Raw genomic sequence first — 23662 nt, forward strand, 5'->3', positions numbered from 1 at the left:
CGAGCCCTTCCAGGATGGGCGGCATCGCACCGTCCCCGGAGAACACATGGACCCCGCGCTGATCGCCGCCATTGCCGCCGTCTTTACCCTGGCCGGCTTCGTGAAGGGTGTTATCGGGCTCGGCCTGCCCACCGTCGCCATGGGCGTCCTCGGTTCGCTCATGGCGCCTGCGGCGGCGGCGGCCCTGCTCGTCTTCCCTTCGGTCGTCACGAATATCTGGCAGATGGCCGGCGGGCCCGGTCTGCCCGCCCTCCTGCGCCGGCTCTGGCCCATGCTCGCCGGGGTTTGCCTCGGAAGCTGGGCCGGTGCCGGGCTGCTGACCGGTGACAACACCCGCGCTGCCATGGCGGGCCTCGGCGCCGCGCTGCTGGCCTATGCCGCGATCGGGCTCCTGCCCTGGAAGCTCCCCCGGATCCCGCCCCGGCATGAGGGCTGGGCCGGGCCGCTCACCGGGGCCGCCACGGGGCTGGTCACCGGCGCGACCGGCGTCTTCGTGATCCCCGCCGTGCCCTATCTCGGCGCCCTCGGCCTTACGCGGGACGAGCTTGTCCAGGCCCTCGGCCTTTCCTTCACTGTCTCCACACTGGCGCTTGCGGTGGCGCTCGGCGGTGCGGGCGTGTTCAACGCGGATCTCGCCTGGGGGTCCCTCGTCGCCCTCATCCCTGCCCTGGTCGGGATGTGGCTCGGCACGGCGCTGCGGCGGCGCGTGAGCCCGGAGGCCTTCCGGCGCTGGTTCTTCCTTGGGCTTCTCGTGCTGGGGGTGCAGCTCGTGGCGCGCGGACTGGGCTAGCCAGCGCGGGACCGGGGGAAGCCCGCTTCCCCCGGTCGGCCGGCATCACAGCATCCGCAACGCGGAGCAGACCTTCTCCAGCTGCGCGTCGGTCATCTCCGGGAAAACCGGAAGGCTCATCACCTCCCGCGCCGCGCGGGAGGTCTCCACACAGCCCGAGGGGCCCGTCGCCACCCGCCCGGTATAGGCGCCCTGCTCATGCACCGGCACGGGGTAATGGATGGCGGTCATCACGCCCAGGGCGCGCAGCCGCTCCATCACCGCCTCGCGGTTCGGCACGCGCACCACATACTGGTGGAACACATGCTCCACCCCCGGGGCACGATAGGGCACGGCAAAGGGGCTATTCGCCAGAGCGGCGTCATAGGCCGCGGCGATCTCCCGGCGGCGGGCATTGCCCTGGTCCAGAAGCGGCAGGCGCACCCGCAGGATGGCAGCCTGGATCTCGTCCAGCCGGGTGTTCACGCCCACCTCGTCCGAGATGTAGCGCTTGTGCCAGCCATACTGGCGAATGGCGGACATGCGCTTGGCCAGCTGCGCATCCGGCGTGGCGGTGATGCCGGCATCGCCCAGGGCGCCGAGATTCTTGGTGGGATAGAGGCTGAAGGCCGCGGCATCGCCGATGGTGCCGAGCATCCGCCCGTTCAGCCGGCCGCCATGCGCCTGGGCCACATCCTCCACCACCGCGATCCCGGCCTCGCGGCAGGGGCCGAGGATGGCATCCATGTCGCAGGCATGGCCATAGATATGCACGGGGATCACCGCGCGGATCGGCGGCAGCCCCGGCGGCGGGTTGCGGATCGCTTCCAGCAGCTCGGCCGGATCGATGCAGAAGGTCTTCGGGTCGATATCGATCAGCAGCGGCGTCGCGCCGGTCATCTCGATGGCGGCCACGGTCGCGACGGCGGTGTGGGACACGGTCGCGACCGTGCAGCCCGGCCCGATGCCCAGTCCCCGCAGCACCAGCGCGATGGCATCGGTGCCATTGGCGCAGCCCACCGCATGCATGGCGGGCGCATCGCCGCCGGCAGCGAGCCAGGCCGCGTATTCCGCCTCGAAAGCCGCGCCCTCCTGGCCCAGGATGTACCAGCCGCTGTTCAGCACGCGGCTGACGGCGGCGTCGATCGCATCCTTCTGGGCGCGGTAGGCGGCGCCCAGATCGGCCTGCGGCACGGTGATGTCCTGTGCGTTCATCGGACGGCGGTCCTTAGGTCTCGTCGGAGAGATAGGCGGGAAGGCGGGGGCGGAACCAGTCCACGGTGCGGCGCAGCCCGTCCCCCAGCGTGACGCGCGGCGCCCAGCCCGTCACGGCCCGGAACGAACGGTCATCCGCGTGGTAGGAGCCGATATCGATGGCGGCGCGCTCTGCGGGGAAGGATTTGAGCACATAACGCCCCTCCCCCGCCGCGGCCACCATGGCGTCGCCCAGGTCCTGCAGGCTGATCGGGGCATCGCCGCCCAGGTTGAAGGCGCGGCCGGCCACCTGGTCCGGCTTCGCCGCCAACGCCTCGGCCGCGGCGATGAAGGCCGCCACGACGTCATCGACATAGGAGAAGTCGCGCAGCTGCGCGCCGCCCCAGATCTCGAAGGGGTCGCCCTCCAGCACGCGGCGCACCCAGATGCCCAGGAAGGTCTGCCTGGCATCCACCACCCGCATGCGCGGGCCGTAGCAATTCGTCAGGCGCAGCGCGGCCACGGGCCGCCCGTGCACGCGGTGCTCCAGCAGCCAGTACTGCTCAGCCGCGAACTTCGAGACGCCGTTGTTGTCCGGCGGCACGATCGGGTGGCTCTCCGGCACAGGCAGGACCTGCGGCCGGCCGTAGAACTGGCGGGTGGAGGCATGCACCACCCGCGCCCCCGGGGCCACGCGCTGCAGCGCCGCGATCAGCCGCAGCTGCGCATGGCCGTTGATGGCCAGGTCGGTGAAGGGGTCTGCCTGGCTGCCCGCATGGCTGGTCTGGCCGGCCATGTTGAACACGACCTCCACCCCTTCGGCGAGGGGATGAAGATCCGCGTCCCGCAGGTCGTCCTCCACCAGCCGGGCGCCGCTGCCCTCCAGATTGGCCCGGCGCGCGCCTGTTCCCGGAAGCAGTGCGTCCAGCGCGATCACCTCGGCGCCCGCCGCCCCCAGCGCATGGCACAGCGCCGAGCCGAGGAACCCCGCCCCGCCCGTGACCAGCACCCGCCTGCCACGCCAATCACCCACCATGCCGCGCACCTCGTCCTGCCAGGATTCCAGGGTTCCCGAATGCCGTCATCCCGGCTGGCCCGTCCTCATCTCAAACTGGCCCTGCCCAAGGGCGGAACCGGGACCGAATTACGGCGCTCCCTGGGCGCCTGCCCTGGGCGCCCTCCTCAACGCGTCTCGTCGTCGCGGCCAGGCAACTCCTTCGCGGAGAGGCGGCTGCGCGTGATCTCGTAGAAGCCGAACAGCAGAAGGATCTGCCCCGCCAGCACCTCGGCCGCGCCGAGAAGGCGGACGCCGTCATCGACCGGCCATATATCGCCATAGCCGACGGTGGAAAGGGTCACGACCGAGAAATGGAGCGCATCGCGGAAGGTGAGCTCGATCGCCCCTCCCGGACCGGCGAAGAGCGGCGCGCGGGAAAGCCCGTCCGCGATCCGGAAAAGGCAGGCAAAGACCACCGCGATCAGCGAGAACAGGGCCGCATAGGTCGCGATGGGCACCATCAGCGCCACGGCGCGCCGGCTGATCGCATCCATGACCTGCGCCATGTCCACCAGCAGCCGCACCAGTTCCCGAACGGAACGGGCGGCGAGCAGGCTGATCACCGCTGAGCCCGCGACCATGGCCACGCCCTGCATCGAGGGGCCGAGCCGGTTTGCAGGCAAGGAAAGGCTGGCCACCGCGACCAGGGCCGTGAGCAGCAGGAACCGGCCGATGCGGCGCAGATGCTCCGTGTCCGGCGGCTCCCCTCCCGCCACGATGTAGCGCAGCCGTGCCCTGTTCCGCCGGACCGCCCAGAGGAAGGCCAGCACCGGCAGCAGGAAGGCCGTGCCCTCCGCCAGCTCCGACGCATCGGGGTAGGCGGACTGCCCCACCACCGTGAACAGGGCGGCATAGGTCGCGAAGCCCACGGCGGTGCCCAGCGCGAAGTCCAGCCCCTCCGGGAAGAGGCGGAACAACATCCCGAAGCCAAGCGCGGCCGCGGCCAGCACCACCAGCGGGAAGAAGAGCCCGCCATCCCCCACCCCACCGGCCACCACCACCGCCAGGCCCATGGTCGCCAGAAAGGGGCGGAGCCAGGCCCGGTCCCCAGCAAAGAGCCTCATCGCCGCGCTACGGCGCCCGGGCGATCCCGGTGATCTCCACCTTCCATTGCGGGTTCACCAGCGCCGCCTGGATGGTCATGCGGGCCGGCTTGGCCGAACGGTCGAGCCAGGCATCCCAGGCGCGGTTCATGGCCGGGGCGTCATTGATATCCGCGAGGATGATCTGCACGGACAGGAGGGCGCGCTTGTCCGTGCCCGCATCCTCCAGCAGCGTGTCGATCTGGGCGAGGATGTCGGCCGTCTGCCCCTCGGCGTCCAGGCTCGGGTCGTCGGCCACCTGCCCGGCCAGGAAGATGAAGCCACCGGAGATCACGGCGCCACTCAGGCGCTCCTCCTCAGCGATGCGGCGGATGTCCATGCGAATCATTCCTCAGCTATGGCGGTCCAGGGTGGCACGGGCGCCCCGAACGGCAAGCCGTCAGCTGACCGGCGCGCCATCCGGCCCGCGCTCCTGCCGGAACCCGACCCGCATCCCGTTCGCCGGGGCACGGTCGAGCTGCGGGCGCAGCCCCTGGCGGGCGCCCACCGCTTCCGCCGCGGCGGCGATCTCGTCCTTCTCGCCCTCCAGGCAGGTGAAGGTCACCGTGCCCCTGGCGGCCAGGGCCTGTTCCAGCTGGCTATCCCATTTCGTCGCCATCACGCCGCTCCCTGCTGGCCGGTCATCTTCCGCCACAACGCACAAGGCGCATGGAAGGCGATGCCGGGAGCGCCCGGCCTAGCCTGCCAGATGGCGCCGGCGCATGACCCGGGCGAGCACTCCATCCACCGGGCCCGCGAGCACGGAGACGATCCAGGCAGCCCCGGCGGCGAGCACCACAGCCGGCCCGGTGGGCACATCCAGATGATAGGAGAGAAGGATGCCGGAGGCCGAGGCAAGCACGGCGATGCCCACCGCCGCATAGACCATCCCGCCCACGGCGCGCGCCCAGTGCCGGGCGGCGACCGCGGGAAGCATCATCAGCCCCACCGCCATCATCGTGCCCAGCGCCTGGAAGGCCGCTAGGACGTTCAGCACCACCAGCCCCATGAACAGGAGGTGCCAGGCCCCGCCCCTTGCCCCTTCGGCCGCCGCAAAGGAGGGATCGAAGCATTCCAGCACCAGGGGGCGCCAGGCGAAGGCCAGCGCGCCGAGGGTGAAGGTCGCGACCCCCGCCATCATCAGCAGCGCCGGATCATCCACGCCCAGCACGCTCCCGAAGAGGAGATGGGTCAGCTCCACGGAACCGGCCGAGGCCGAGATCATCGTCACGCCCAGCGCCAGCGCCACGAGATAGAGAGCGGCGAGGGCCGAGTCCTCCCGCCCGCCCGTGGCGCGTGACAGGGCACCGGCCCCGAGGGTGACGGCCAGCCCCGCCACTAGCCCGCCGACCGACATGGCCGTGACTGACAGCCCGGCCAGGATGAAGCCGGCGGCCACACCGGGCAGGATGCCATGGGCCAGCACATCGGCCGTCAGGCTCATCCGCCGCAGCATCAGGAACACGCCGAGCGGCGGTGCCGCGACGGACATCACGAGGCACCCGACAAGGGCGCGCCTGAGAAAGCCGAATTCGGCGAAGGGCGCGATCAGCAGTTCGTAGAGCAAGGGATCAGGCAGCGCGTTCGCAGGCGGCGGCAGCTTCGTCCCAGCCCTCGGCCATCATGCGGGCGCGCAGTCGGTTCGCGGCCGCCAGGGCCTGCTCCGTGGCGCCCCAGGCCACGGGATCACGGGCCAGCAGCAGGGTCTCCGGGAACTCCCGCCGCACCAGTTCCAGGTCATGCAGCACCGCCACGACAGTCCGCCCCTGCCCATGCCAGTCCCGGACCAGCCGCAGCAGATCAGCGGCGGTGCGGGCATCCACGGCGTTGAAGGGCTCGTCCAGCAGGATGACCGGTGCGTCCTGCACCAGCAGCCGGGCGAAAAGCAGGCGCTGGAACTGGCCGGCCGAGAGGCTGCCCACAGGCCGGCGCGCGAAGCCCCCCAGCCCCACAGCCTCCAGCGCGGCCTCCGCCTGGGCCCGGCTCGCCCGCCCGATGGCCCCCAGCGCGCCGCAGCGCCGCCAGTGGCCAAGCATCGCGACGTCGAGGCAGGCAATGGGGAAGCTGCGGTCCAGCGCGGACATCTGCGGCAGCAGCGCGATGCGCTCCACGGGGCGCTCGATCCGGCCCTCATCCACCGGATGCAGCCCGGCGATGGCGCGCAGCAGCGTCGTCTTGCCCGCGCCGTTGGGGCCGACAATGGCCGTCAGGCTCCCCGGCGCGAACTCGCCGGACAGGTGGTGCACCGCCGGATGCCGGTCATGCGACAGGGTGACGTCGCGCAGGCGGATCGCGCCGCTCATGCGGAAAGGGCCCAGAACACGGCGCCCCAGAGCGCGGCGGCGACAAGCATCGCCCAGCCCAGGCGCGGCAGCACGCCGGCTGAAAGGGCAAGGGGATCCTGCGGAAGGGCGAGGCGGCTGGTCATGGTGTTACGACATAACATACCGATGGGGCTCCGTATCTTCAACGCCCCAGGCCTGGAGAAGCCACCCGCGCATCGCCACTCTCCCCGGCACGATGCACATGTCCCCCCCTCCGGTCCCCCCTGGTTCCGACGAAGCCGAACTGCGCGCCCGCCTGGCCCGGCACAAGGCCCTGGCCACCGGCCTGCTCGCCGGCATGGCCGGCGTCACCCTGGGTTCCTATGCCCTGCCGCCGGGCTACTGGACCAACCTGCTCCAGGCCTCGGCCAAGGCCGGGCTCGTGGGTGGCCTGGCGGACTGGTTCGCCGTCACCGCCCTGTTCCGCCATCCGCTGGGCCTGCCCATCCCCCACACGGCCATCATCCCCCAGCAGAAAGCCCGGCTCGGCCAGGGCCTGGGCCGCTTCGTGGCCAACCATGTGCTGACCGAGGCGGAGGTGCGGCGGGTGGCCGGGCGGATCGACGCCCCCGCCCTGCTCCGCCGGTTCCTGTCCGACCCGGCGCAGGTCCGCCCCGCCGCGGAGGCGCTGGCGGCCTCCCTGCCCCGCATCCTGCGCAGCCTGGAGGATGCGCGGGCCAGGCGGATGCTTCTGCGGCTGCTGCCCCGCATGGTGTCCGGCCCCGCCGCCGCGCGCCTCGTCGCCCGCGCGCTGCGCCTGCTGGTGGAAGGCGGCCGGCACCAGGACGTGTTCGGCCTGGCGCTCTCCCAGATCAAGGTGCTGGTCGCGGCGAAGGAGGAGAGCCTGAAATCCGCCATCTCCCAGCGCGTGCGGGCCGAGGGCGGGGCGCTGGTGGGATGGGTGGCCGGCGCCGCCGTGGCACGCCGCGTCCTGACGGCGCTGAACGCCGAGCTGGACAAGATGGAGCCGGATGACAGCGAACTGCGCGCCGCGTTCGAAACCTGGGTCCATGCCGAGATCGACAAGCTGGAGACCGATCCGGCCCGCGCCGAGGCTATCGGCGCTGCGCTGCGGGGCGCCCTGGCCCATCCCGCCGTCTCGGCCTGGCTCCTTGATGCGTGGGCAAGGCTTCGCACGGCGCTGGAGGCCGATGCCGCCCGGCCCGAGGGGCGGACGGTGACCCTTCTCGCGGGCTTCCTCTCCAACCTGGGCGACCTGCTGGAGCAGGACGAGGCGGCCCGCGCGCGGGTGGACCGATTCATCGAGACCACGCTGCTCACGGTACTTCCTGCCGCCCAGGGCCGCATCGCCTCCTTCATCGGGGAGGTGGTGGCGGGATGGGACACGGCGACGGTCGTGGACAAGATCGAGCTGCGCGTGGGCCGGGACCTGCAATATGTGCGGATCAACGGCACGGTGGTCGGCGCCCTTGCCGGCGGCGTGCTCTTCGCGCTGCTTCACGCCCTGTTCGGGCATGTGGCCTTCTGAAGGGCGCGCCGCGCTCAGCCCGGGCGCGGCGCGGAGGCATCCTCCGCCACCCCGCGCGCGGCGCGGAGCTCGTCCCGGATCTCTTGCAGAAGCACCTGGTCCCGCGTGGGCCCCACCACCACTTCCGGCGCGACATAGAGCCGGCGCACGAGCCGGACGAGCCAGAAGATGGCGAAAGCCACGATGGCGAACTTGATGACCGCGTTGATAAAGCGGCCGATGGCCAGCACCGCCGCGCCGGATTGCCGCGTCGCGTCCAGCGAGGGCCCGCGCTCCCCCGAGAGCACGACGAACAGGTTCGAAAAATCAATCCCGCCCACCAGCAGACCGATCAGCGGGTTCAGCAGGTCCTCCACCACGCTGTTCACCACCGTGGTGAAGGCCGCGCCGATGACCACGCCGACCGCGAGGTCCACCACGTTGCCGCGTGCGACAAAAGCCTTGAAGTCGTTGAGCCAGCGGGGCGCTTGCAGATCCATGCTCAGGCGAGCTCCGTCTTTTGCTGGCGCAGCCAGGCGATGTGGCGCCGCAGCTCATAGACCCGGTCGGCATAGCTGTCGGGCAGGTTGAGCTCGGCCGCCTCCTTGTCCAGCGCATCGAGCTTCGCCGCGGTCTGGATGGAAAGGCCCGTCGCGCTCTCCTCCTCCACCTTCCGCACCTTGCTGTAGACATTCCAGATCCGGCGCTCGATCTGCCATGTGTAGATGGGCGGCGCGATGCGGGCGAGCGGCAGCAGCAGGGTGACGAGCGGGATCAGCAGCACCCAGAGCCGCTCCACCGTTACCGCCGCCCAGAAGGGCAGATAGGTCTGCAGGAAGGGCACGCCGGAGTCGTAGAAGCGTTGCGCGTCCTGCTGCAGCGGAACCTCGGGATTCAGGCCGGAGGGGAAGCGCCCTTCCGGGGCAAAGAGCGTGCGGCCCTTATGCGTGTCCCGCAGGATCCGCATCATCAGCGCCGCGACCTGCGGGTTCAGGTCATCCCGCGCCAGCAGCGATGCCGCCGGCGCCATCAGGACCACGTCGCCCCGCGGAAGGTCCTCCTGCAGGCTGATGCTGCCATTGGGCAGGCGCACCGGGGTGAGATAGGGGATATGCGTGGCATAGGCATCGGCGCGCGACGCGAAGTTCAGCAAATCGAATCCAGGGGTCCGGATCAGCCGGTTGATCGCCTCGTTGGGGCGGGCGGCGACAAGGATCGCGGCCTGGATCTGCCCGGCCGCCAGCGCCTCCGCCGCCTCGTTCCCGGCCAGGGGGACGGGCTGGATGGCCTCCGCGCCCAGGCCGTTCGCCTGCAGCAGCGCCAGGGCCAGGACCCGCGTGCCGCTGCCCTCCGGCCCGACCGCCACGCGCTGCCCGCGCAACGCCTGTACGGGGCTGCCGCCTTCTGGCAGGCGCCGCACGAACACCCAGGCCGGCTCGAAGAAAACCTGTCCCAGCGAGACGAGTCGTTCCTTCCCGGCCGCGCTGGGCACGCCGCCCTGCACGAGCGCAAGATCCACCCGGCCCTCACGCAGCAGGCGGATGTTCTCGACCGAGCCCTGGGTGGGCACGCGCTCCACCTTGAAGTCTTCCGCCTCCAGGCCCTTCGCATATGCCTCCACGGCAAGGGTGTAGGCGGCGCGCGGGTTGTCCGAAACGGCGAAGCGCACCGTGTCGGGCGGTGCGGGGGAGACGAAGCGCCACGCGATGGCGAGTCCCACGAGGGTCGCGATGAGCACGAGGCCCCAGGAGCGCAGAAGGGCTTTGATGGCTTGCCACATGCCTTCGCAACGACGCGCCCCGGAGAGGGTTGCCGCTGCCGAGGAGGACGCCTGCAACCGATGCGGCGGCGCCACGTTGCGTTTCCGATCCGCATGTCGGCCGCGCCGGCCCACACCGGACCCAGACCGAACAGGAGACATCGATGTCCCGCAAATTCGCGCTTCTTGCGGCGGCCTTCGCCTTCACGGCGTTCATGGGCGCCGGCTCGGTGGCGCATGCCCAGGCGCAAAGCGACATGATCCCGCCGGGCGCCTCGCTGCCGGGCGGCTCCACGCAGCGTGGCGCGGTGGAGAACAGCAGCGTCATGCCGAACGGGCGCACTGCCTATTCCGGCTCCTCCACCCGCTCCGGTGCCCGCATGGGCCAGCACCACCGTATGCACAGCGGCCGCCACGCCACGCGCGGCGAGCGCCGGGCAATGCGCCGCGACATGCGCCAGCAGCGCCGCGCGAGCGCCTCCTCCGAAAGCGTCTACATGGGCGGCGGCGGCGTGTTCGAGCGCATGCCGGACGGCTCGCTGCGCGCCGTTCAGTAAACGGAAGCCGGCTGCGGCTTCGACGATGAGCGCCGCCGGAGAGATCCGGCGGCGCTCCCCGTGAGATGGGCGGGCTTTGCGCCGCACCTCAACGGTTCAGCAAGGCATCCGGCAGCCAGGTCGCGATCTGCGGCCAGACCGTGATGATGGCCACCGCTGCCACCAGCATGAGGAAGAAAGGCAGGGCCGCCCAGGCCACTGCCGTCTGCTCCCGCCCAGTCTGCGCCTGCATGACGAACAGGTTGAACCCCACAGGCGGCGTCACCTGCGCAATCTCCACCAGCAGCACGATGAAGATGCCGAACCATACGAGATCGAACCCGGCCTGCTGCACCATGGGCACGACGATCGAAGTGGTCAGGACGATCATGGAGACGCCGTCCAGGGCCGTGCCGAGCATGATGTAGATCACCGTCAGCATGGCAATCAGCCCGAAGGGACCCAGATCCAGCGCCGCGACTCCCGCGGCGAGCGCGCCCGGGATTCCGGTCAGCGCCATCGCCTTCGTCAGGTAGGCCGCTCCGGCCAGGATGAACATGATCATGCAGGACAGGCGCGTGGCGCCGGTAAGGCTGTCGCGGAAGCTCTCCCAGGTCAGGCAGCGCGTGATCGCCGCGAGCGCCAGGGAGCCCAGCACCCCGAAACCCGCCGCTTCCGTCGCCGTGGCCCAGCCGAAGATCATGGAGCCGACTACGGCCATGATCAGCAGCGCGCAGGGAACGAGCTGCGAGGAACGCCGCAGCTTCTCCGCCATGCTCAGGCGAGGCTCCGGCATCGGCTGCTTGCGCGGATTCAGCAATGCCCAGGTTGCGATGTAGAGGCTGAACAGGCCCATCACCAGCAGGCCCGGGATACAGCCCGCGAGGAAGACGCGGATGATCGAGACCTCGGCCGAGACGGCGTAAACCACCATGATGATGGATGGTGGGATGAGGATGCCCAGCGTGCCCGCGGTGGCGAGGCTTCCGATCGCGACATCCTGGTCATAGCCGCGACGCTGTAGCTCCGGCAGCGCGATCTTGGAAACCGTGGCGCAGGTGGCCGCGGATGAGCCCGAGACGGAGCCGAAGATGCCGCAGGCCAGGATGTTCACATGCAGCAGCTGCCCGGGGATGCGCCGCACCCACGGCGACAGCCCGTTGAACAGCTCCTGCGAAAGGCGCGTGCGGAACAGGATCTCGCCCATCCACACGAACATCGGCAGCGCGGCAAGCGTCCATGATCCCGTCGATTCCCAGAGCGCGGATGCCAGGAAGGTGCCGGGCTGGGGATGCACGAAGGTGATGGCGACGAAGCCAACCGCGGCGAGGCTCATCCCGATCCAGAGACCGCCCGCCAGGAAGAGGACGAGCAGGAGGAAGAGGAGGCCCGAAAGTTCCAGCATGCCCATGGGCCTATCCCTCGACCGAGTAGTCACCGCGCGCCGCCCGGGCCTGGGCGGCGAGCACATAGCTCGGCGTGCCGCCGCGCAGCACGGTGACCAGTTCCTCCAGCACGGCGATCAGCAGGATGGAGGCGCCGATAGGCATGGCGAGCTTCGGTATCCAGAGCGGGACCGGCAGCTCCCCCTGCGCAACATCCTCGATTTCCAGCGAGAAGAGGACATCATCCACCAGCCACCAGAGCGCATAGGCACAGGCCATGGCGGCCGCGGAGAGCGCCATCACCTCCAGCACACGCCGCGGCCCCGCCGGCACGTTCTCCACCAGCAGCCCCACCCGGATCAGCTCGCCCCGGCGGAAGGTGAGGGCGAGGGCGAGGAAGGCCGTGGAGACGCACAGATAGGCGCTGATGTCGTCCGCACCCGGCAGATGCAGCCCGAAGAAACGCAGGCCGACCTGCGCGATCATGACCAGAAAGATCCCGAGAAGGGAGAGCGCGGCCATGGCCGCGCCCAGCTTGTAAAGGGCGTCCAGCCCACGCCTGAGCAACACCGGGCGCTCAGCCGGCGCGGTAGGATTCGACCAGCTTCTTCCCGTCCTCGCCAGCCTTCGCGGCCCATTCATCGGTCATGGTGGCGCTGATCCGGTTCAGCCCTTCCTTCAAAGCCTGGCTCGGCTGCTCGATCTTCAGCCCGCGCGCGGCCAGCGTGTCCTGCGCCTCCTTCTCGGCGGCGCGCGCCATCTCCAGCCCGCGCGCCTGGGCGGCGTTCGCGGCCTCGGTCACGGCGCTGCGCTGGGCTGCCGGCAGCGCCTCGAAATCGCGCCGGCGGACGAAGACGATGTTGTTGGTGTAGGTGAAGTTCACCGGGGTGAAGACCTTGCAGTAGTCCCAGGCCTGGGTGTCCACACCCGTGGCGGCGCTCGTGACCATCGCGTTGATGACGCCCGTCGCGAAGGCCTGCGGCACTTCGCTCGCCTGCACCAGCGTCGGGCTTGCGCCGATCAGCGTGGCGAAGCGGTTGGTCATGGTGTTGAAGGTGCGGAAGCGCGAGCCGCGCAGCGCCTCAAGGTTCTCGACCGGGGCATTGGTGTAGAAGCCGCCGGGCGGCCAGGGCACGTTGTAGAGGATGGAAAGCCCCGTGCGCTGGAAGCGCGCCTCCACATAGGGGCGGGCGAGCTGCGCAAGCTTCACCGCGGCCTCGAAGCTCGGTGCCAGCAGGGGCACCCCGTCCACCTCGAAGAAGGGGTCCTCGTTCCCGTAGGCGGAGAGCAGGATCTCCCCCAGCTGCACCTGGCCCTGCTGCACGCCGCGCTTGATCTGCGGCATGGGGAGAAGCGAGCCATTGGTGTGGAGCTGCACCTGGAGCGCGCCGTTGGTGGCCTTCTGGATGTCCTCCACGAAGGCCCGGACGTTCTTGGTGTGGAAATTCGTATCCTGGTAGGGCGTGGCGAATTGCCAGCGCGCGCCCTGGGCGCGGGCAGGGCCCATGCCCGCCAGCCCTGCCGTGCCGGCGGCTCCGGCCGCGAAGAGGTTCCGTCGGGTGAAGACCATAGCCCTGCTCCGCCTCGTCTGATGCGATTCCAGGGGCATCATCGGCACCAGCGAAGGCCGGGCGCAAGGGCGGAACGGCGCCCTGCCCCTGCCGCACTGGCCACCACTGCACCCTATCGCGCCACCTGGGCGAGACGCAGGGCGGATTCTGCCACCGGATCGGGCGCAAGCGCCGCAAGCGGATCATGCCGCAGAACTTCCACCACCGCGCCGCGCGGGCCGCAAAGCGCAGGGTCGCTCTCGGGGCCGAAGAGCGCGAGGGTGGGGCAGCCCGCCGCAGCCGCGAGATGAGTGGGCCCTGTGTCATTCCCCACGGCCAGGGCCGCCCGGCGGGCGATCGCGGCAAGCTGGAACAGGCTGGTGCGCCCCGTCAGGTCCAGCGCGTCGGGCGCCGCCTCGCGGATGGCCCGGGCCAGCGGCGCCTCCGAGGGTCCGCCAGCGATGACGCAGGGCATCCCGAGCCGGCTTGCGAGGGCCGGAAAGCCAGGCCAGCGCTTGCCGGGGCGGGAGGGGCTGGCGCCCGGCACCAGCAGGGCGAAGCGGGCTGGCAGCCCGAACGCCGCCAGATCGGCATCCAGCCATGAGAGATCCGGCTGGGGGAAAGCCGCGATCCCCGCCATGCGAAGCTGGTCCCGCTGGCGCTCCACCGTGTGCATGCTGTCCCGCTCCGGATTGGCATGCGGGTGGCTCGCGCCCCAGGCGATGCCGGACCACTCCGGCCGGCTCCCGGTGAACAGCCGGTAGCGGGAGGATCGGGAGGAGGTCTGCAGGTCATAGACACGGTCGAAGCGCGCGGTCCGCAATTGCCGCAGCAGGGAAAGGCCGGCCCACCAGTCAAGCCGGCGCGGGCGGCCATTCTCCCAGACCCGGTCGAACCATGGGCTCCGCCGCGCCAGTTCGGCGAAAGGCGGCGTGGTGAGCAGCGTGATCTCCGCCTCCGGGTGATGCGCGCGGATCGCGGCGAAGGGCCCGAAGGCCTGCACGAAATCACCGAGCGCCGCGAGCTTGATGACAAGGATCCGCGCCGTCATGCCAATTCCCGGTACACGGCCAGCGTGGCGTCCTGCATGGCGCGGGTGGTGTAGCGCGCGAGCACGGCGGCGCGTGCCGCCTCCCCCATCGCCGCCCTGGCATCGGCCGGCAGGGAAAGGGCGTGGGTGATCGCCCGGGCCAGCCCGGCGGCATCCCCCGGCGGCACGCGCCATCCCGTCACCCCCTCCTCCACCGTCTCCCGCGGGGCGCCGAGATCGGAGGCGATCACGGGGCGGCGCATGGCCTGTGCCTCCACGATGGTCCGGCCGAAGGCCTCGGCATCGGTGCTGGCATGCACCACCAGGTCGGCGAGGGCGAGCGCGGCCGGCATATCCGCCACGGGGCCTGGCATGCGCAGCGTCGTGCCCGTCATGTCGGCCAGGGCTTCCAACTCGGCGCGGTAGGCCTCGCGTCCCTGCGCATCGCCGGCCAGGACGACCACCGGGCGCGGCCCATCCAGCATCCCGGCAGCCTGCAGCAGCACCGCCTGGCCTTTCCAGCGCGTCAGCCGCCCCGGCAGCAGCAGCACCGGGCGGCCCTCGGGCAGATCCCAGGCCCGCCGAAGCGCCTCCAGGTGCGCAGGCTCGATAATCTCCGGGTCGAAGCGCGCCGGATCGACCCCGCGCGGGATCACGCGCAGCCGCGCTGGCGCCACACCGTGCCGCTCCCGCACCAGCGCGGCGATGTGCTCGCTGATCGCGATCACGCGCTCGCCACGCGCCATGACGGAGTTGTAGAGGCGCTTGCCTGGGAAGTCCTCGTTGTAGCTGCCGTGATAGGTGGTCACGAAGCGGGTGCCGGCCCGCCGGGCCGCCATGAGCGCGGACCAGGCGGGAAAGCGGCTGCGGGCATGGATGATCCGCACGTCCTCGGCCCGCGCCAGCCGCGCGAGCGCCCCTGCATTGGACAGCAGGGCGGAAGGGGTCTTCCGGTCCAGCGGCAGAGTGACGTGCCGTGCCCCGGCGGCCTCCAGCTCCGCCACCATCGGCCCACCGGCTGAGGCGACAAGGGCCTTCCCGCCAGCATCCACCAGGGCACGGGCAATCTCGACGGTTCCGCGCTCCACCCCGCCCTGGCCGAGGGCGGGCAGCACCTGCAGGATGGTGGGAGGCGGATGAGACATGGGCCGCCCCTTACAGGGCGCGGCCGGACTCGTCACGCCGGGGCCGGCCGGCTTGCGCAGGTGGCCTCCAGCCGCTCCCGCAGATAGGCCGTGGCCGTGACGGCGGGCCGGGTGGTCCAGCTTGTGCCGGCCCGGCGGAAGCGGCTAGGCCAGCCCCCATGAACGAGATCCGCGGCACCCTCCCCCGCCCCGATGGCGTGGCCCTCGCCTGGGCCGCCCTGCCCGGCACCGGCCCCACCATCGTCTTCCTCGGCGGCTTCCGCTCGGACATGGAGGGATCCAAGGCCCTTCACCTGCGCGACCATTGCGCCGGAACGGGCCGCGCCTTCCTGCGGCTGGATTACTCCGGCCACGGCGCCAGCGGCGGCGAGTTCGAGGCGGGAACGATCGGCGCCTGGGCCGATGACGCGGCCCTGGTGATCGAGGCCAGGGCACCGGGCCCCGTGGTGCTGGTCGGGTCCTCCATGGGCGGCTGGATCGCCCTTCTTCTCGCCCGGCGCTGGGGCGCCGGGCGCGTGCGCGCGTTCATCGGCATCGCCGCCGCGCCCGACTTCACCGAGGCATTGATGCCGCAGGAATTCACCGAGGCGGATCGCGCCATCCTCGCCCGCGACGGCGTGCTCCGCCGCCCTTCCGAATATGGCGAGCCCATCCCCATCACCCTGCGCCTGCTGACCGAAGGCCGGAACCAGCTGCTCCTGCCCGGCCCCATCCCCTATGGGGGCCCGGTGCGGCTGCTGCAGGGCATGGCGGACCCGGACGTGCCCTGGCGCCATGCGCTGCGCATCATGGAGGCCCTGCCCGGCCCGGATGCCGAGCTCACGCTTATCAAGGACGGCGACCACCGCCTCTCCCGGCCGCAGGACCTGGGATTGCTGACCCGCACCCTCGAGGCACTTCCGCTCTAGTCCCTGGCGGTCCCTGTGCGAAGGCGCGGTTCATTCGCCGCGCAACAGCCGCGCCAGCGCCGGGGAGAGGCCCGTGGAGTCCCGCCCCCGCAGCGGGGCGGCGGGGCCGGTGGCGGGCTTGGGCGGCTTCAGCCCGGCCAGCATTTCGGCCATGCGGATGCCGCAGACGATCCCGTCAAGCAGCGGCACCGGGGCAGCGCCGCGAAGTTCCGGCTCCATCCCCGCCAGCGCCGCGCCGCCGAGCACGACGCTGTCGGCGCCCCCCTCCACCAGCCGCGCCACGCCCTGCGCCACCACGCGAAGCGCGCCCTCGGGGTCCGCCAGCGCGCACTGCGGGGTGAAATCCACGCCCAGCAGCCCGGAGCAGCGCCCGGCAAGCCCGTGATGCGCGACCAGCTGCCGATAGCCCTCGGTCTGGCCAAAGGTCACCAGCCCGAAGCGGTTGCCGAGCATGCAGGCGGTGAGGCAGGCCGCCTCGGTCATCCCCACCACCGGGCAGGGCATGAGTTGGCGGGCCGCCTCCAGCGCGGTGTCGAGCGAAACGGCGAGAAGCACCGCGTCCACCTGCCCCGCATGCTCCGCGAGCAGGTCCAGCAGGCCATGGGCCGCCACCGCGTTCTCGAGAACCGATGAGATCACCGCCGGGCCGAAACGCGGCGTGCCCGGCACGATCTCCACCCCCGGGGAGGCCGCTCCGCGCGCCGCATCCGCGCAGCGCCCGGTGATGGCCTCGGTGGTGTTCGCGTTCGCGACCAGGATTCGCATAGGGCTACCGAAGCGCGGCCAAGGCGCCGCTGTCCAGGCGCGAGGGTGTCTCGCGGACGGCCACTGCGACCACGGCCGGAATGCGGTCCGCCCAGACGAGGAAGGGATTGAGGGCGAGAATGTCGCCGGGCCGGAGACTCAGCGTCAGCGCCTCGCCCATCGCCTCCTCCAGCGCGGCCGGTATCCGGTCCGGCGGCAGGGCCGCATCATCCCAGCGCGCGGCGAAGATGCCGCCCTCATGCGAGAAGACCGGCACGGCGGGCTCGCCCCGGCCCTCATACAAGGCAGCCAGCCCCGCCCGGTCCGACCGCAGCAGCGCATTATGGATGGCGGCAGCGGAGCGCAGCCGCGCCGTGCCGGGCGCCGCCACGCGCAGGAGAAGCGCGTCGCAGGCCTCCACATGCCGGCTGCCGGAATCCGGCAGGGCGGGCACGATGGTGCCGAGGCGCCGCGCCAGCACCTCCGCCGCCGCCCCCGGCTCCTCCCCGGGCGGCAGGCCGCGCATCAGCGCGAAGCCCCGCCCATGGTCCAGCCGGGACCGCAACTCCCCGACCAGGGTGTCCAGCCGCGGCATCGGATCGCAGGGCAGGCCGGCCGCATCGGCGCGCCGCGCCGCCTCCAGCTCCGCCGCATGCTCCGCGCCGAGCGGGATCATCTGGTCGCTCGGCGCCAGCTCCCCGGGAAGCCAGAGGATCGGGCCGATCAGGGGCACGAGGCGGCGCGGGGTAATATTCAGGGGATCGCTCATCCCGCCCGGCATAGCCCAGGGGCGCAGGCGCCGCCAAAGCGCATCGGGTTCATCACCAAGCCTTCACCAGCCCGGCCCGATCGCGCAGGCTGTCCGGGCCGATCATTGCCGAGGAACGCGCCCATGGATGCCCTGCCCGCCATTCCCGCCCTGGACCTGCCCTTCGACACGGACACGATCCTGTCCCGCCTGCGGCCCTGGGTGGAATGCGAGAGCCCTACCTTCGATGCCGCCGCGGTGGACAGGATGATGGACCTGGCCGCGCGGGACCTGGCCATGATGGGCGCACGGATCGAGCGCATCCCGGGCCGCATGGGCTTCGGCGGCTGCGTGCGCGCCCGCTTCCCCCACCCGGCCGGGGAGGTGCCGGGCATCCTGGTGCTGGCCCATCTGGACACGGTGCACCCCGTGGGAACCCTTCAGGCCCTGCCCTTCCGGCGCGAGGACGGGCGCTGCTACGGCCCCGGCATCTGCGACATGAAGGGCGGCACGCTGCTGGCCATCGAGGCGATCCGCGAACTGGCCAGGGCCGGCATCGCCACATCCCGCCCGGTCACCGTGCTGCTGACCCCGGACGAGGAGGTCGGCACCCCCTCCACCCGCGACCTGATCGAGGCGGAGGCATCCCGCCATGCCGTGGTGCTGGTGCCCGAGCCCGGCCGGCCGGAGGGCGATTCGCCCATGGGTGGCGTGGTGACGGGGCGCTACGCCATCGCGCGCTTCAACCTGCGCACCACCGGCCGGCCCAGCCATGCGGGCGCACGGCTTTCCGATGGCCGCTCCGCGATCCGCGAGATGTGCCGCCAGATCCTCGCCATCGAGGGCATGACGACCGAGGCCGCCACCTATTCCGTCGGGGTGATCCATGGCGGCCAGTGGGTGAACTGCGTCGCCACGCATTGCGACGCGGAGGCGCTGAGCATGGCCAAGCGCCAGTCCGACCTGGACGAGGCGGTGCGGCGGATGCTCGCCCTCGGCTCCTCCGCCACCGATGTTTCCCTGGAGGTCCGGCGCGGCGTCACACGCCCGGTCTGGGAAGCCGATGCGCCCGTCATGGCGCTCTATGAACAGGCGCGCGCCCTTGCCGCCCGGATCGGCTTCACGATGGGGCATGAAAGCGCCGGCGGCGGCTCGGACGGCAACTTCACCGGCGCCATGGGGGTGCCGACCCTGGATGGGCTCGGCGTGCTCGGCGGGGGCTATCACACGCTCGGGGAGTATATCCGCGAGGATTCGCTGGTGCCCCGCGCCAGGCTTCTCGCCGGACTCCTGGCGCGCGTCTAGAAAAGCGCGACAGAGCTTGCATCGGGCGGCGCGGCGCATGACTCATGGGCCGCTCCCACCCGATGGATTCGCCCATGAAACAGCGCCTCGCCCTTACCCTTTTCGCAATCAGCGGCATGCTGGGGGCGACCCAGGCCCTTGCCCAGGCGCCGGTGAGTGCCGCGCCCGTGGGCGGCACCTCCGGCGCGGTATCGCGGCCCGGCTGGTCCGCCGGACAGGCCACGAGCTCGGAATTCTCCCAGATGGGCCGCCCGATGACACGGAGCGAGGCGATCCGCCGCCGTTCCGCCGCCGCCCAGGTGCAGGGCGCCACGGGTCAGCCGCGCCAGCCTCCGCGCCGGCGCTCCAGCGCCGGGCGCTGAGCCGGCCTAGCCCAGGAAGGGAAAAGCCGCGGCTTCTTCCCAGGGGCCACCGCGATAGTGCCAGAGAAGCAGGGCCTCGCCCCGCGCCTCCCATGGGGTGAAGTCCTGGGCCAGCTCGTCCAGCAGGGATCGCGCCGCCTCGGGCGCGACCTTGTTCTGGATGGTGACATGCGGCCGCCAGCCCTGCGCATCCTGCCGCGTCAGCCAGCCCGCCCAGTGCTGCGCCAGCAGGCGGCGCAGGGCAGCCAAGGCCGGGGCTTCCACCTCGATCGCCACCCCACGCCCGAGCGGGCGCAGCCCCGCCATGCGCAAGGCCACGGGCGCGGTCCCCGCGGTGGCGGTAGCGAGATTCGCCTCGATCTCCTCCCGCGCCTCGCCTGGAAGGGCGTGGAACAGGGTCAGGTGGGCGGGGATCAGGTTGCGATCGGCGGGGAAATGTGCCCGCCGCAATCCATCGAGCCGTGCGAAGGATGCGGGATCGAAGCCAAGGCTCAGGATCAGCGGCGCCGTCATCGCACGGGCAGGTCCAGCAAGGCGTCCAGCCCTGTCGGGTCGGCCAGCAGGGCCGCCTTCTCCGCGCGGGAGAGGGAGGCCAGCGCCTGGCCGAGATCCGCCGAGGCCCGGACCCGCGCCAGGCCGAGCACGAGATTCACGTCCAGCCGATCTGGGCTGGAGGGCGCCGGGGCCGGCAGCATGGCGCGATGGGCGCCGAGCAGCGCGGGATTGGCGCGCAAACGTGCCACGGCCTCGCCTTCCGGTGCCATCGCGTCCCATTCGGCACGCAGTTCCAGCGTGCGACGGAGGATGGAGGGTGGGCTGCGCTCCTCCGGGATCAGCAGGAGGCCCGCCCGGCGAAGCGCCTGCCCGGCGCCGCGCCGCGCCGTCCAGGCGGCCAGGGGGATGGCCATTGCAAGGCCGATGACCACGGGCGACATCCAGGCCGCGAGGTAGGGCGAGACAAGGAAGGCGGCGATGCCGAAGGCAATGCCGAAGGCCGTGTGCCGCCAGTAGAGCCGCGCCACGGCGCGCAGCGGCAGGCTGCCATCGTCCCGTGTCTGCGCCGACCAGCCCGAATCCTTGCCGCGGAGGATGGAAACCACGTCCACCGACTGCGTCAGCATCGTCACCGGCGCCAACAGCCCTGCCAGCACCGTTTCGACCAGCACGCTGACGAGCGAGGGAAGCGCGCCGCCATGCCCGCGGCGCCAGCTCCGGTCCAGCAGCATGGCGCCCCAGGCGAGCACCTTGGGCAGGAGCAGAAGCCCCATGGTGGCGATGAACACCCATTTCGCGCGCACCGGATCCACCACCGGCCAATCCGGGAACAGGGTCGGCCCCTGCGGGAAATACACGGGAAGCACGAAGCGCGCCTGCAACGCGAGCAGCACGCCGCAGATCAGGAAGGCCAGCCACATCGGAGCGGTGATGTAGGAGCCGATGCCGACAAGCAGGTGCGAGCGGGAAATCGGGTGCAGCCCACGTGCCGGCAGCACGGCCAGGTGCTGGAGATTGCCCTGGCACCAGCGCCGGTCCCGGATCGCCAGATCCGAAAGGGCGGGTGGGCTTTCCTCATAGCTTCCGGGCAGGGCGGGGATGAAATGGATGGCCCAGCCACGCCGGCGCATCAGCGCCGCCTCGACAAAGTCATGGCTCATGACCGTACCGCCGAAGGGCTTGCGGCCGGGGAGATGCGGCAGCCCGGCGGCGGAGGCAAAGGCCTCCGTGCGGATCATCGCGTTGTGGCCCCAGTAATTGCCCTCCGCGCCATGCCAGAAGGCGATCCCATGCGCGATCACCGGGCCGTAGAGCCGTCCGGCGAATTGCTGCATCCGCGCGAAGAGGGAGCGGCCATTGACGATCACCGGCAGGCTCTGGATCAGCCCGACGCGCGGATGGGCCTCCATGGCCGCGGCCATGCGGATCAGCGCCTCGGCCGACATCACGCTATCCGCGTCCAGGATGAGGAAGCAGGGATAGGCGGCGCCATGGCGGCGCACCCAGTCGGCGATGTTGCCGGCCTTGCGGTCCGTGTTCTTCGGGCGTCGCCGGTAAAAGATGCGTGCCTCATCCCCGGCCCGCGCCCGCAGCGCCAGGAAAGCCTCCTCCTCCCGCGCCCAGGCATCGGGATCCGTGGTGTCGCTCAGGATGAAAACGTCGAAATGCCGCGCCGCCCCCGCCTCGCGCAGCGCCTCATGCATCGCCTCCAGCCCGGCGAGCACGCGGCGCGGGTCCTCGTTGTACACAGGCATCAGCAGGGCGGAGCGCGTGGCGAGCCGCGGCAGGGGAGCCGCCGGGTCGATGCCCAGCCCCCTTCCACCGCGCGCCACCACGCTTGCTACGCCGCAGAGGCTGCTCACGAAGGAGAGCGCGATCCAGGCGAAGAGCGGCACGAAGAGCACCAGCACCACCATGCCGGGCTGCAACACCGAATCCACATCCAGCACCAGCGCCATCTCACGCGCGCCGATGATCGTCAGGAGGAGAGCCGCGCCGAACACCAGGGCGCGGCGCAACCAGATCAGCCGCGGCGAGGTTCCGGGGCGGGGCGCGCGGCCCGGCTTCTCCCTGAAATCCTGCACGGGCATGGCCAGCGGCGCCTCCTCCGGCATGGCCGGGAGGAAGACGCCATGGGGCGGAATCAAGGTGTCCAGCGGAAAAGCCATGTCTCGGACAACGGCCCTCCCTCGTCGCGCAGCAGCGCGCGCAGCTCGATCAGCCGCTCATTGCCGGGCACCAGCTCGAAGCTCGCGCGCCAGGCGCCCGTTTCCTCGTTGCGCTGGAGCAGCGGGTTCAGCACGCGACCCACGCTGGCGGAGACGTCCAGCACGGGCTTTGCGCCTTCGGGCAGGGCACCCAGGCGGCCGCCCTTCGCCTCCAGCACGAAGAGCCGTGCGCCCGCCGTTCCGAGCTTAGCGCCCTGGCTTGCCTCCTCGAACTGCGCCGGCGGCGGGCGGCCGCCTCCGGGGAATGCGGCAGCGCTCGCCCAGTGCAGGCGATAGACGAAGCTGTATTCCTGCCCAGCGCGCAGCGGGGTGCGTGGCCGCCAGAAGGCGGCGATGTTGTCGTGGATTTCCTCCTTCGTCGGGATCTCCACGAGGTGCACCGCGCCCTCGCCCCAATCGCCGATCGGCTCCACCCAGCAACCCGGGCGGCGGTCATAGCGCGCCTCCAGGTCGTTGTAGTCGCGGAAGGAGCGCCGGCGCTGCATCAGCCCGAAGCCGCGCGGATTGGCATCCGCGAAGACGCTGACCTGCAATTCGCGCGGATTGGCCAGCGGGCGCCACACCGCCTCGCCACGCCCCGTGGAGAGCATCAGCCCGTCGGAGTCATGCACGGCGGTGCGGTAGTCGTCCGTCCCCAGCCGGTCGAGAGGGGAGAGCAGGAACATGCTGGTCAGCGGCGCGATCCCCGCCGTCGGCATGTCCACGCGGGGATAGAGGACGGATTCCACGTCGAAGACCGTGTCCGCGCCGGGGCGGATGGTGAAACGGTAGGCTCCCGTGGTGCTCGGGCTGTCGAGCAGCGCGTGCACCACCATGGAATTGCCCTGCGCCTGCGGGCGCTGCAGCCAGAAGGCACGGAAGATCGGGAATTCCTCCCCGCCGCGCTCCGCCGTGGCGATGGCCAGCCCGCGGGCCGAAAGGCCATAGACATGCCCCTGCCCGATGGCCCGGAAATAGGAGGCGCCGACGAAGGCCGCCACCTCGTCGAAATGATCCGGGCGGTTCAGCGGGTGGGTAAGCCGGAAGCCGGCGAAGCCGAGGTCGTCGGGGACGGACACCCCGAGATCACCCAGTGAGAAGGCCGAGGCGTCGTAGCGGATAGGCGCCGCCCGGCCATTCGCCACCTCGAACAGGGGCACGCGGGGCCGGAACAGGAAACCCCGGTGGAAGGGCTGCATCTGGAAAGGCAGCCCCTCCGGGCGCCAAAGGGAGCGCCCCGCATCGTACTGGATGCGCCGGTAGGCGTCGTAGCTGAGATCTGACAGCGGGCCAGGCAGCCGCTCGTCCGGCGGGGAGAAGGGCTTCGTTGCCATCTCGCGGGCCATGCGGCGCACGGTGGTGTCGTCGAAGGGGCGCACGGGATCATCCGCCGCCTCAGCGCGGTCGGAGAGGCTGCCGGGAATGGTTGGCATAAGCCCGGCCATCATCAACCCGGTGATCAGGGCGCGGCGCTTCACGGGATTCTCCATCGGGTCGCCTTAACCTGTGTAAGGCGTCGGGCGTAGAACGGGCCGCGGCTGAATGGTTGCGTATTGCATCGCAAAATGGGCACGCCGTGTCGCGCCAGGCACCG

The 23662-nt window shown here is 71.2% G+C and carries 26 protein-coding genes; 6 read left to right on the top strand and 20 right to left on the bottom strand.

Going from position 1 to position 23662, the window contains the following annotated elements; genetic code table 11:
* Positions 1–46 precede the first annotated feature (46 nt).
* Positions 47–790, top strand: a complete 744-nt coding sequence (locus tag J8J14_RS10295) for a sulfite exporter TauE/SafE family protein (RefSeq protein WP_209379412.1) — start codon at positions 47–49, stop codon at positions 788–790.
* Positions 791–835: 45 nt separating this feature from the next.
* On the opposite strand, the gene J8J14_RS10300 is transcribed toward J8J14_RS10295, so the two are convergent.
* The 8 genes from J8J14_RS10300 to J8J14_RS25425 all read right to left on the bottom strand — a co-directional run bounded on the left by J8J14_RS10300 (position 836) and on the right by J8J14_RS25425 (position 6530).
* Positions 836–1984, bottom strand: coding sequence for a DegT/DnrJ/EryC1/StrS family aminotransferase (locus tag J8J14_RS10300; protein WP_209379413.1), 1149 nt, complete (start codon positions 1982–1984; stop codon positions 836–838).
* A 13-nt stretch (positions 1985–1997) separates the two neighbouring features.
* On the bottom strand, positions 1998–2999 hold the full coding sequence (locus J8J14_RS10305; RefSeq protein ID WP_209379414.1) for an NAD-dependent epimerase/dehydratase family protein: 1002 nt from the start codon (positions 2997–2999) through the stop codon (positions 1998–2000).
* 146 nt (positions 3000–3145) lie between these two features.
* Positions 3146–4084 carry a potassium channel family protein gene (locus J8J14_RS10310; protein ID WP_209379415.1) on the bottom strand — a complete coding sequence of 313 codons (939 nt, stop codon included), beginning with the start codon at positions 4082–4084 and terminating at the stop codon, positions 3146–3148.
* Positions 4085–4091: 7 nt separating this feature from the next.
* Positions 4092–4442, bottom strand: coding sequence for a RidA family protein (locus J8J14_RS10315; RefSeq protein WP_209379416.1), 351 nt, complete (start codon positions 4440–4442; stop codon positions 4092–4094).
* 60 nt (positions 4443–4502) lie between these two features.
* A complete protein-coding gene (locus J8J14_RS10320) occupies positions 4503–4721 on the bottom strand; it encodes a hypothetical protein (protein WP_209379417.1) in 219 nt (72 codons plus the stop codon).
* Positions 4722–4799: 78 nt separating this feature from the next.
* Complete coding sequence (locus tag J8J14_RS10325) at positions 4800–5669, bottom strand: metal ABC transporter permease (RefSeq protein ID WP_245215634.1); 870 nt, start codon at positions 5667–5669, stop codon at positions 4800–4802.
* Between the two features lie 4 nt (positions 5670–5673).
* On the bottom strand, positions 5674–6405 hold the full coding sequence (locus tag J8J14_RS10330; RefSeq protein ID WP_209379418.1) for a metal ABC transporter ATP-binding protein: 732 nt from the start codon (positions 6403–6405) through the stop codon (positions 5674–5676).
* Positions 6402–6530 carry a hypothetical protein gene (locus J8J14_RS25425; RefSeq protein WP_280842920.1) on the bottom strand — a complete coding sequence of 43 codons (129 nt, stop codon included), beginning with the start codon at positions 6528–6530 and terminating at the stop codon, positions 6402–6404. The genes J8J14_RS10330 and J8J14_RS25425 overlap by 4 nt, the downstream gene beginning before the upstream one ends.
* Before the next feature lie 98 nt (positions 6531–6628).
* Between J8J14_RS25425 and J8J14_RS10335 the strand changes: the two genes are divergently transcribed.
* On the top strand, positions 6629–7915 hold the full coding sequence (locus J8J14_RS10335; RefSeq protein ID WP_245215635.1) for a DUF445 domain-containing protein: 1287 nt from the start codon (positions 6629–6631) through the stop codon (positions 7913–7915).
* Between the two features lie 14 nt (positions 7916–7929).
* Here the strand turns inward: J8J14_RS10335 and mscL are convergent, their stop codons facing one another.
* On the bottom strand, positions 7930–8394 hold the full coding sequence (gene mscL / locus J8J14_RS10340) for a large conductance mechanosensitive channel protein MscL (RefSeq protein ID WP_209379420.1): 465 nt from the start codon (positions 8392–8394) through the stop codon (positions 7930–7932).
* A 2-nt stretch (positions 8395–8396) separates the two neighbouring features.
* The gene (locus J8J14_RS10345; RefSeq protein ID WP_209379421.1) at positions 8397–9674 is read right to left on the bottom strand and encodes a TAXI family TRAP transporter solute-binding subunit; all 1278 of its coding nucleotides are present in this window, start codon (positions 9672–9674) and stop codon (positions 8397–8399) included.
* A 143-nt stretch (positions 9675–9817) separates the two neighbouring features.
* Between J8J14_RS10345 and J8J14_RS10350 the strand changes: the two genes are divergently transcribed.
* Complete coding sequence (locus J8J14_RS10350; protein ID WP_209379422.1) at positions 9818–10210, top strand: hypothetical protein; 393 nt, start codon at positions 9818–9820, stop codon at positions 10208–10210.
* A gap of 88 nt (positions 10211–10298) precedes the next feature.
* On the opposite strand, the gene J8J14_RS10355 is transcribed toward J8J14_RS10350, so the two are convergent.
* The 5 genes from J8J14_RS10355 to J8J14_RS10375 all read right to left on the bottom strand — a co-directional run bounded on the left by J8J14_RS10355 (position 10299) and on the right by J8J14_RS10375 (position 15299).
* Positions 10299–11600: a TRAP transporter large permease gene (locus J8J14_RS10355; protein ID WP_209379423.1), complete on the bottom strand. Its 1302-nt coding sequence runs from the start codon at positions 11598–11600 to the stop codon at positions 10299–10301.
* Positions 11601–11604: 4 nt separating this feature from the next.
* On the bottom strand, positions 11605–12144 hold the full coding sequence (locus tag J8J14_RS10360) for a TRAP transporter small permease (protein WP_209379424.1): 540 nt from the start codon (positions 12142–12144) through the stop codon (positions 11605–11607).
* 7 nt (positions 12145–12151) lie between these two features.
* Positions 12152–13144 (bottom strand): TRAP transporter substrate-binding protein, encoded by a 993-nt coding sequence (locus tag J8J14_RS10365; RefSeq protein WP_209379425.1) that lies wholly within the window; start codon positions 13142–13144, stop codon positions 12152–12154.
* Between the two features lie 113 nt (positions 13145–13257).
* Positions 13258–14175 (bottom strand): glycosyltransferase family 9 protein, encoded by a 918-nt coding sequence (locus J8J14_RS10370; RefSeq protein WP_209379426.1) that lies wholly within the window; start codon positions 14173–14175, stop codon positions 13258–13260.
* A complete protein-coding gene (locus J8J14_RS10375) occupies positions 14172–15299 on the bottom strand; it encodes a glycosyltransferase family 4 protein (RefSeq protein ID WP_209379427.1) in 1128 nt (375 codons plus the stop codon). The genes J8J14_RS10370 and J8J14_RS10375 overlap by 4 nt, the downstream gene beginning before the upstream one ends.
* A gap of 158 nt (positions 15300–15457) precedes the next feature.
* On the opposite strand from J8J14_RS10375, the gene J8J14_RS10380 reads away from it, so the two are divergent.
* Positions 15458–16207 (top strand): alpha/beta hydrolase, encoded by a 750-nt coding sequence (locus J8J14_RS10380; RefSeq protein ID WP_209379428.1) that lies wholly within the window; start codon positions 15458–15460, stop codon positions 16205–16207.
* Between the two features lie 30 nt (positions 16208–16237).
* Here the strand turns inward: J8J14_RS10380 and J8J14_RS10385 are convergent, their stop codons facing one another.
* Both J8J14_RS10385 and J8J14_RS10390 read right to left on the bottom strand, forming a co-directional pair.
* Complete coding sequence (locus tag J8J14_RS10385; protein ID WP_209379429.1) at positions 16238–16972, bottom strand: aspartate/glutamate racemase family protein; 735 nt, start codon at positions 16970–16972, stop codon at positions 16238–16240.
* A 4-nt stretch (positions 16973–16976) separates the two neighbouring features.
* Positions 16977–17720, bottom strand: coding sequence for a hypothetical protein (locus J8J14_RS10390; RefSeq protein WP_209379430.1), 744 nt, complete (start codon positions 17718–17720; stop codon positions 16977–16979).
* A 123-nt stretch (positions 17721–17843) separates the two neighbouring features.
* Between J8J14_RS10390 and J8J14_RS10395 the strand changes: the two genes are divergently transcribed.
* Positions 17844–19004: a M20/M25/M40 family metallo-hydrolase gene (locus J8J14_RS10395; protein ID WP_209379431.1), complete on the top strand. Its 1161-nt coding sequence runs from the start codon at positions 17844–17846 to the stop codon at positions 19002–19004.
* A 74-nt stretch (positions 19005–19078) separates the two neighbouring features.
* Positions 19079–19366, top strand: a complete 288-nt coding sequence (locus J8J14_RS10400; protein ID WP_209379432.1) for a hypothetical protein — start codon at positions 19079–19081, stop codon at positions 19364–19366.
* 6 nt (positions 19367–19372) lie between these two features.
* Here the strand turns inward: J8J14_RS10400 and J8J14_RS10405 are convergent, their stop codons facing one another.
* From J8J14_RS10405 to J8J14_RS10415, 3 genes are read right to left on the bottom strand one after another with little or no spacing between them, the layout of a single operon-like run.
* Positions 19373–19879 carry a 2'-5' RNA ligase family protein gene (locus J8J14_RS10405; protein ID WP_209379433.1) on the bottom strand — a complete coding sequence of 169 codons (507 nt, stop codon included), beginning with the start codon at positions 19877–19879 and terminating at the stop codon, positions 19373–19375.
* The gene (mdoH, locus tag J8J14_RS10410) at positions 19876–22029 is read right to left on the bottom strand and encodes a glucans biosynthesis glucosyltransferase MdoH (protein WP_209379434.1); all 2154 of its coding nucleotides are present in this window, start codon (positions 22027–22029) and stop codon (positions 19876–19878) included. The genes J8J14_RS10405 and mdoH overlap by 4 nt, the downstream gene beginning before the upstream one ends.
* Positions 22005–23546: a glucan biosynthesis protein gene (locus J8J14_RS10415; protein WP_342452429.1), complete on the bottom strand. Its 1542-nt coding sequence runs from the start codon at positions 23544–23546 to the stop codon at positions 22005–22007. The genes mdoH and J8J14_RS10415 overlap by 25 nt, the downstream gene beginning before the upstream one ends.
* Positions 23547–23662 lie beyond the last annotated feature (116 nt).

The organism is Pararoseomonas baculiformis (assembly GCF_017813395.1).
Classification (GTDB): Bacteria; Pseudomonadota; Alphaproteobacteria; order Acetobacterales; family Acetobacteraceae; genus Roseomonas; species Roseomonas baculiformis.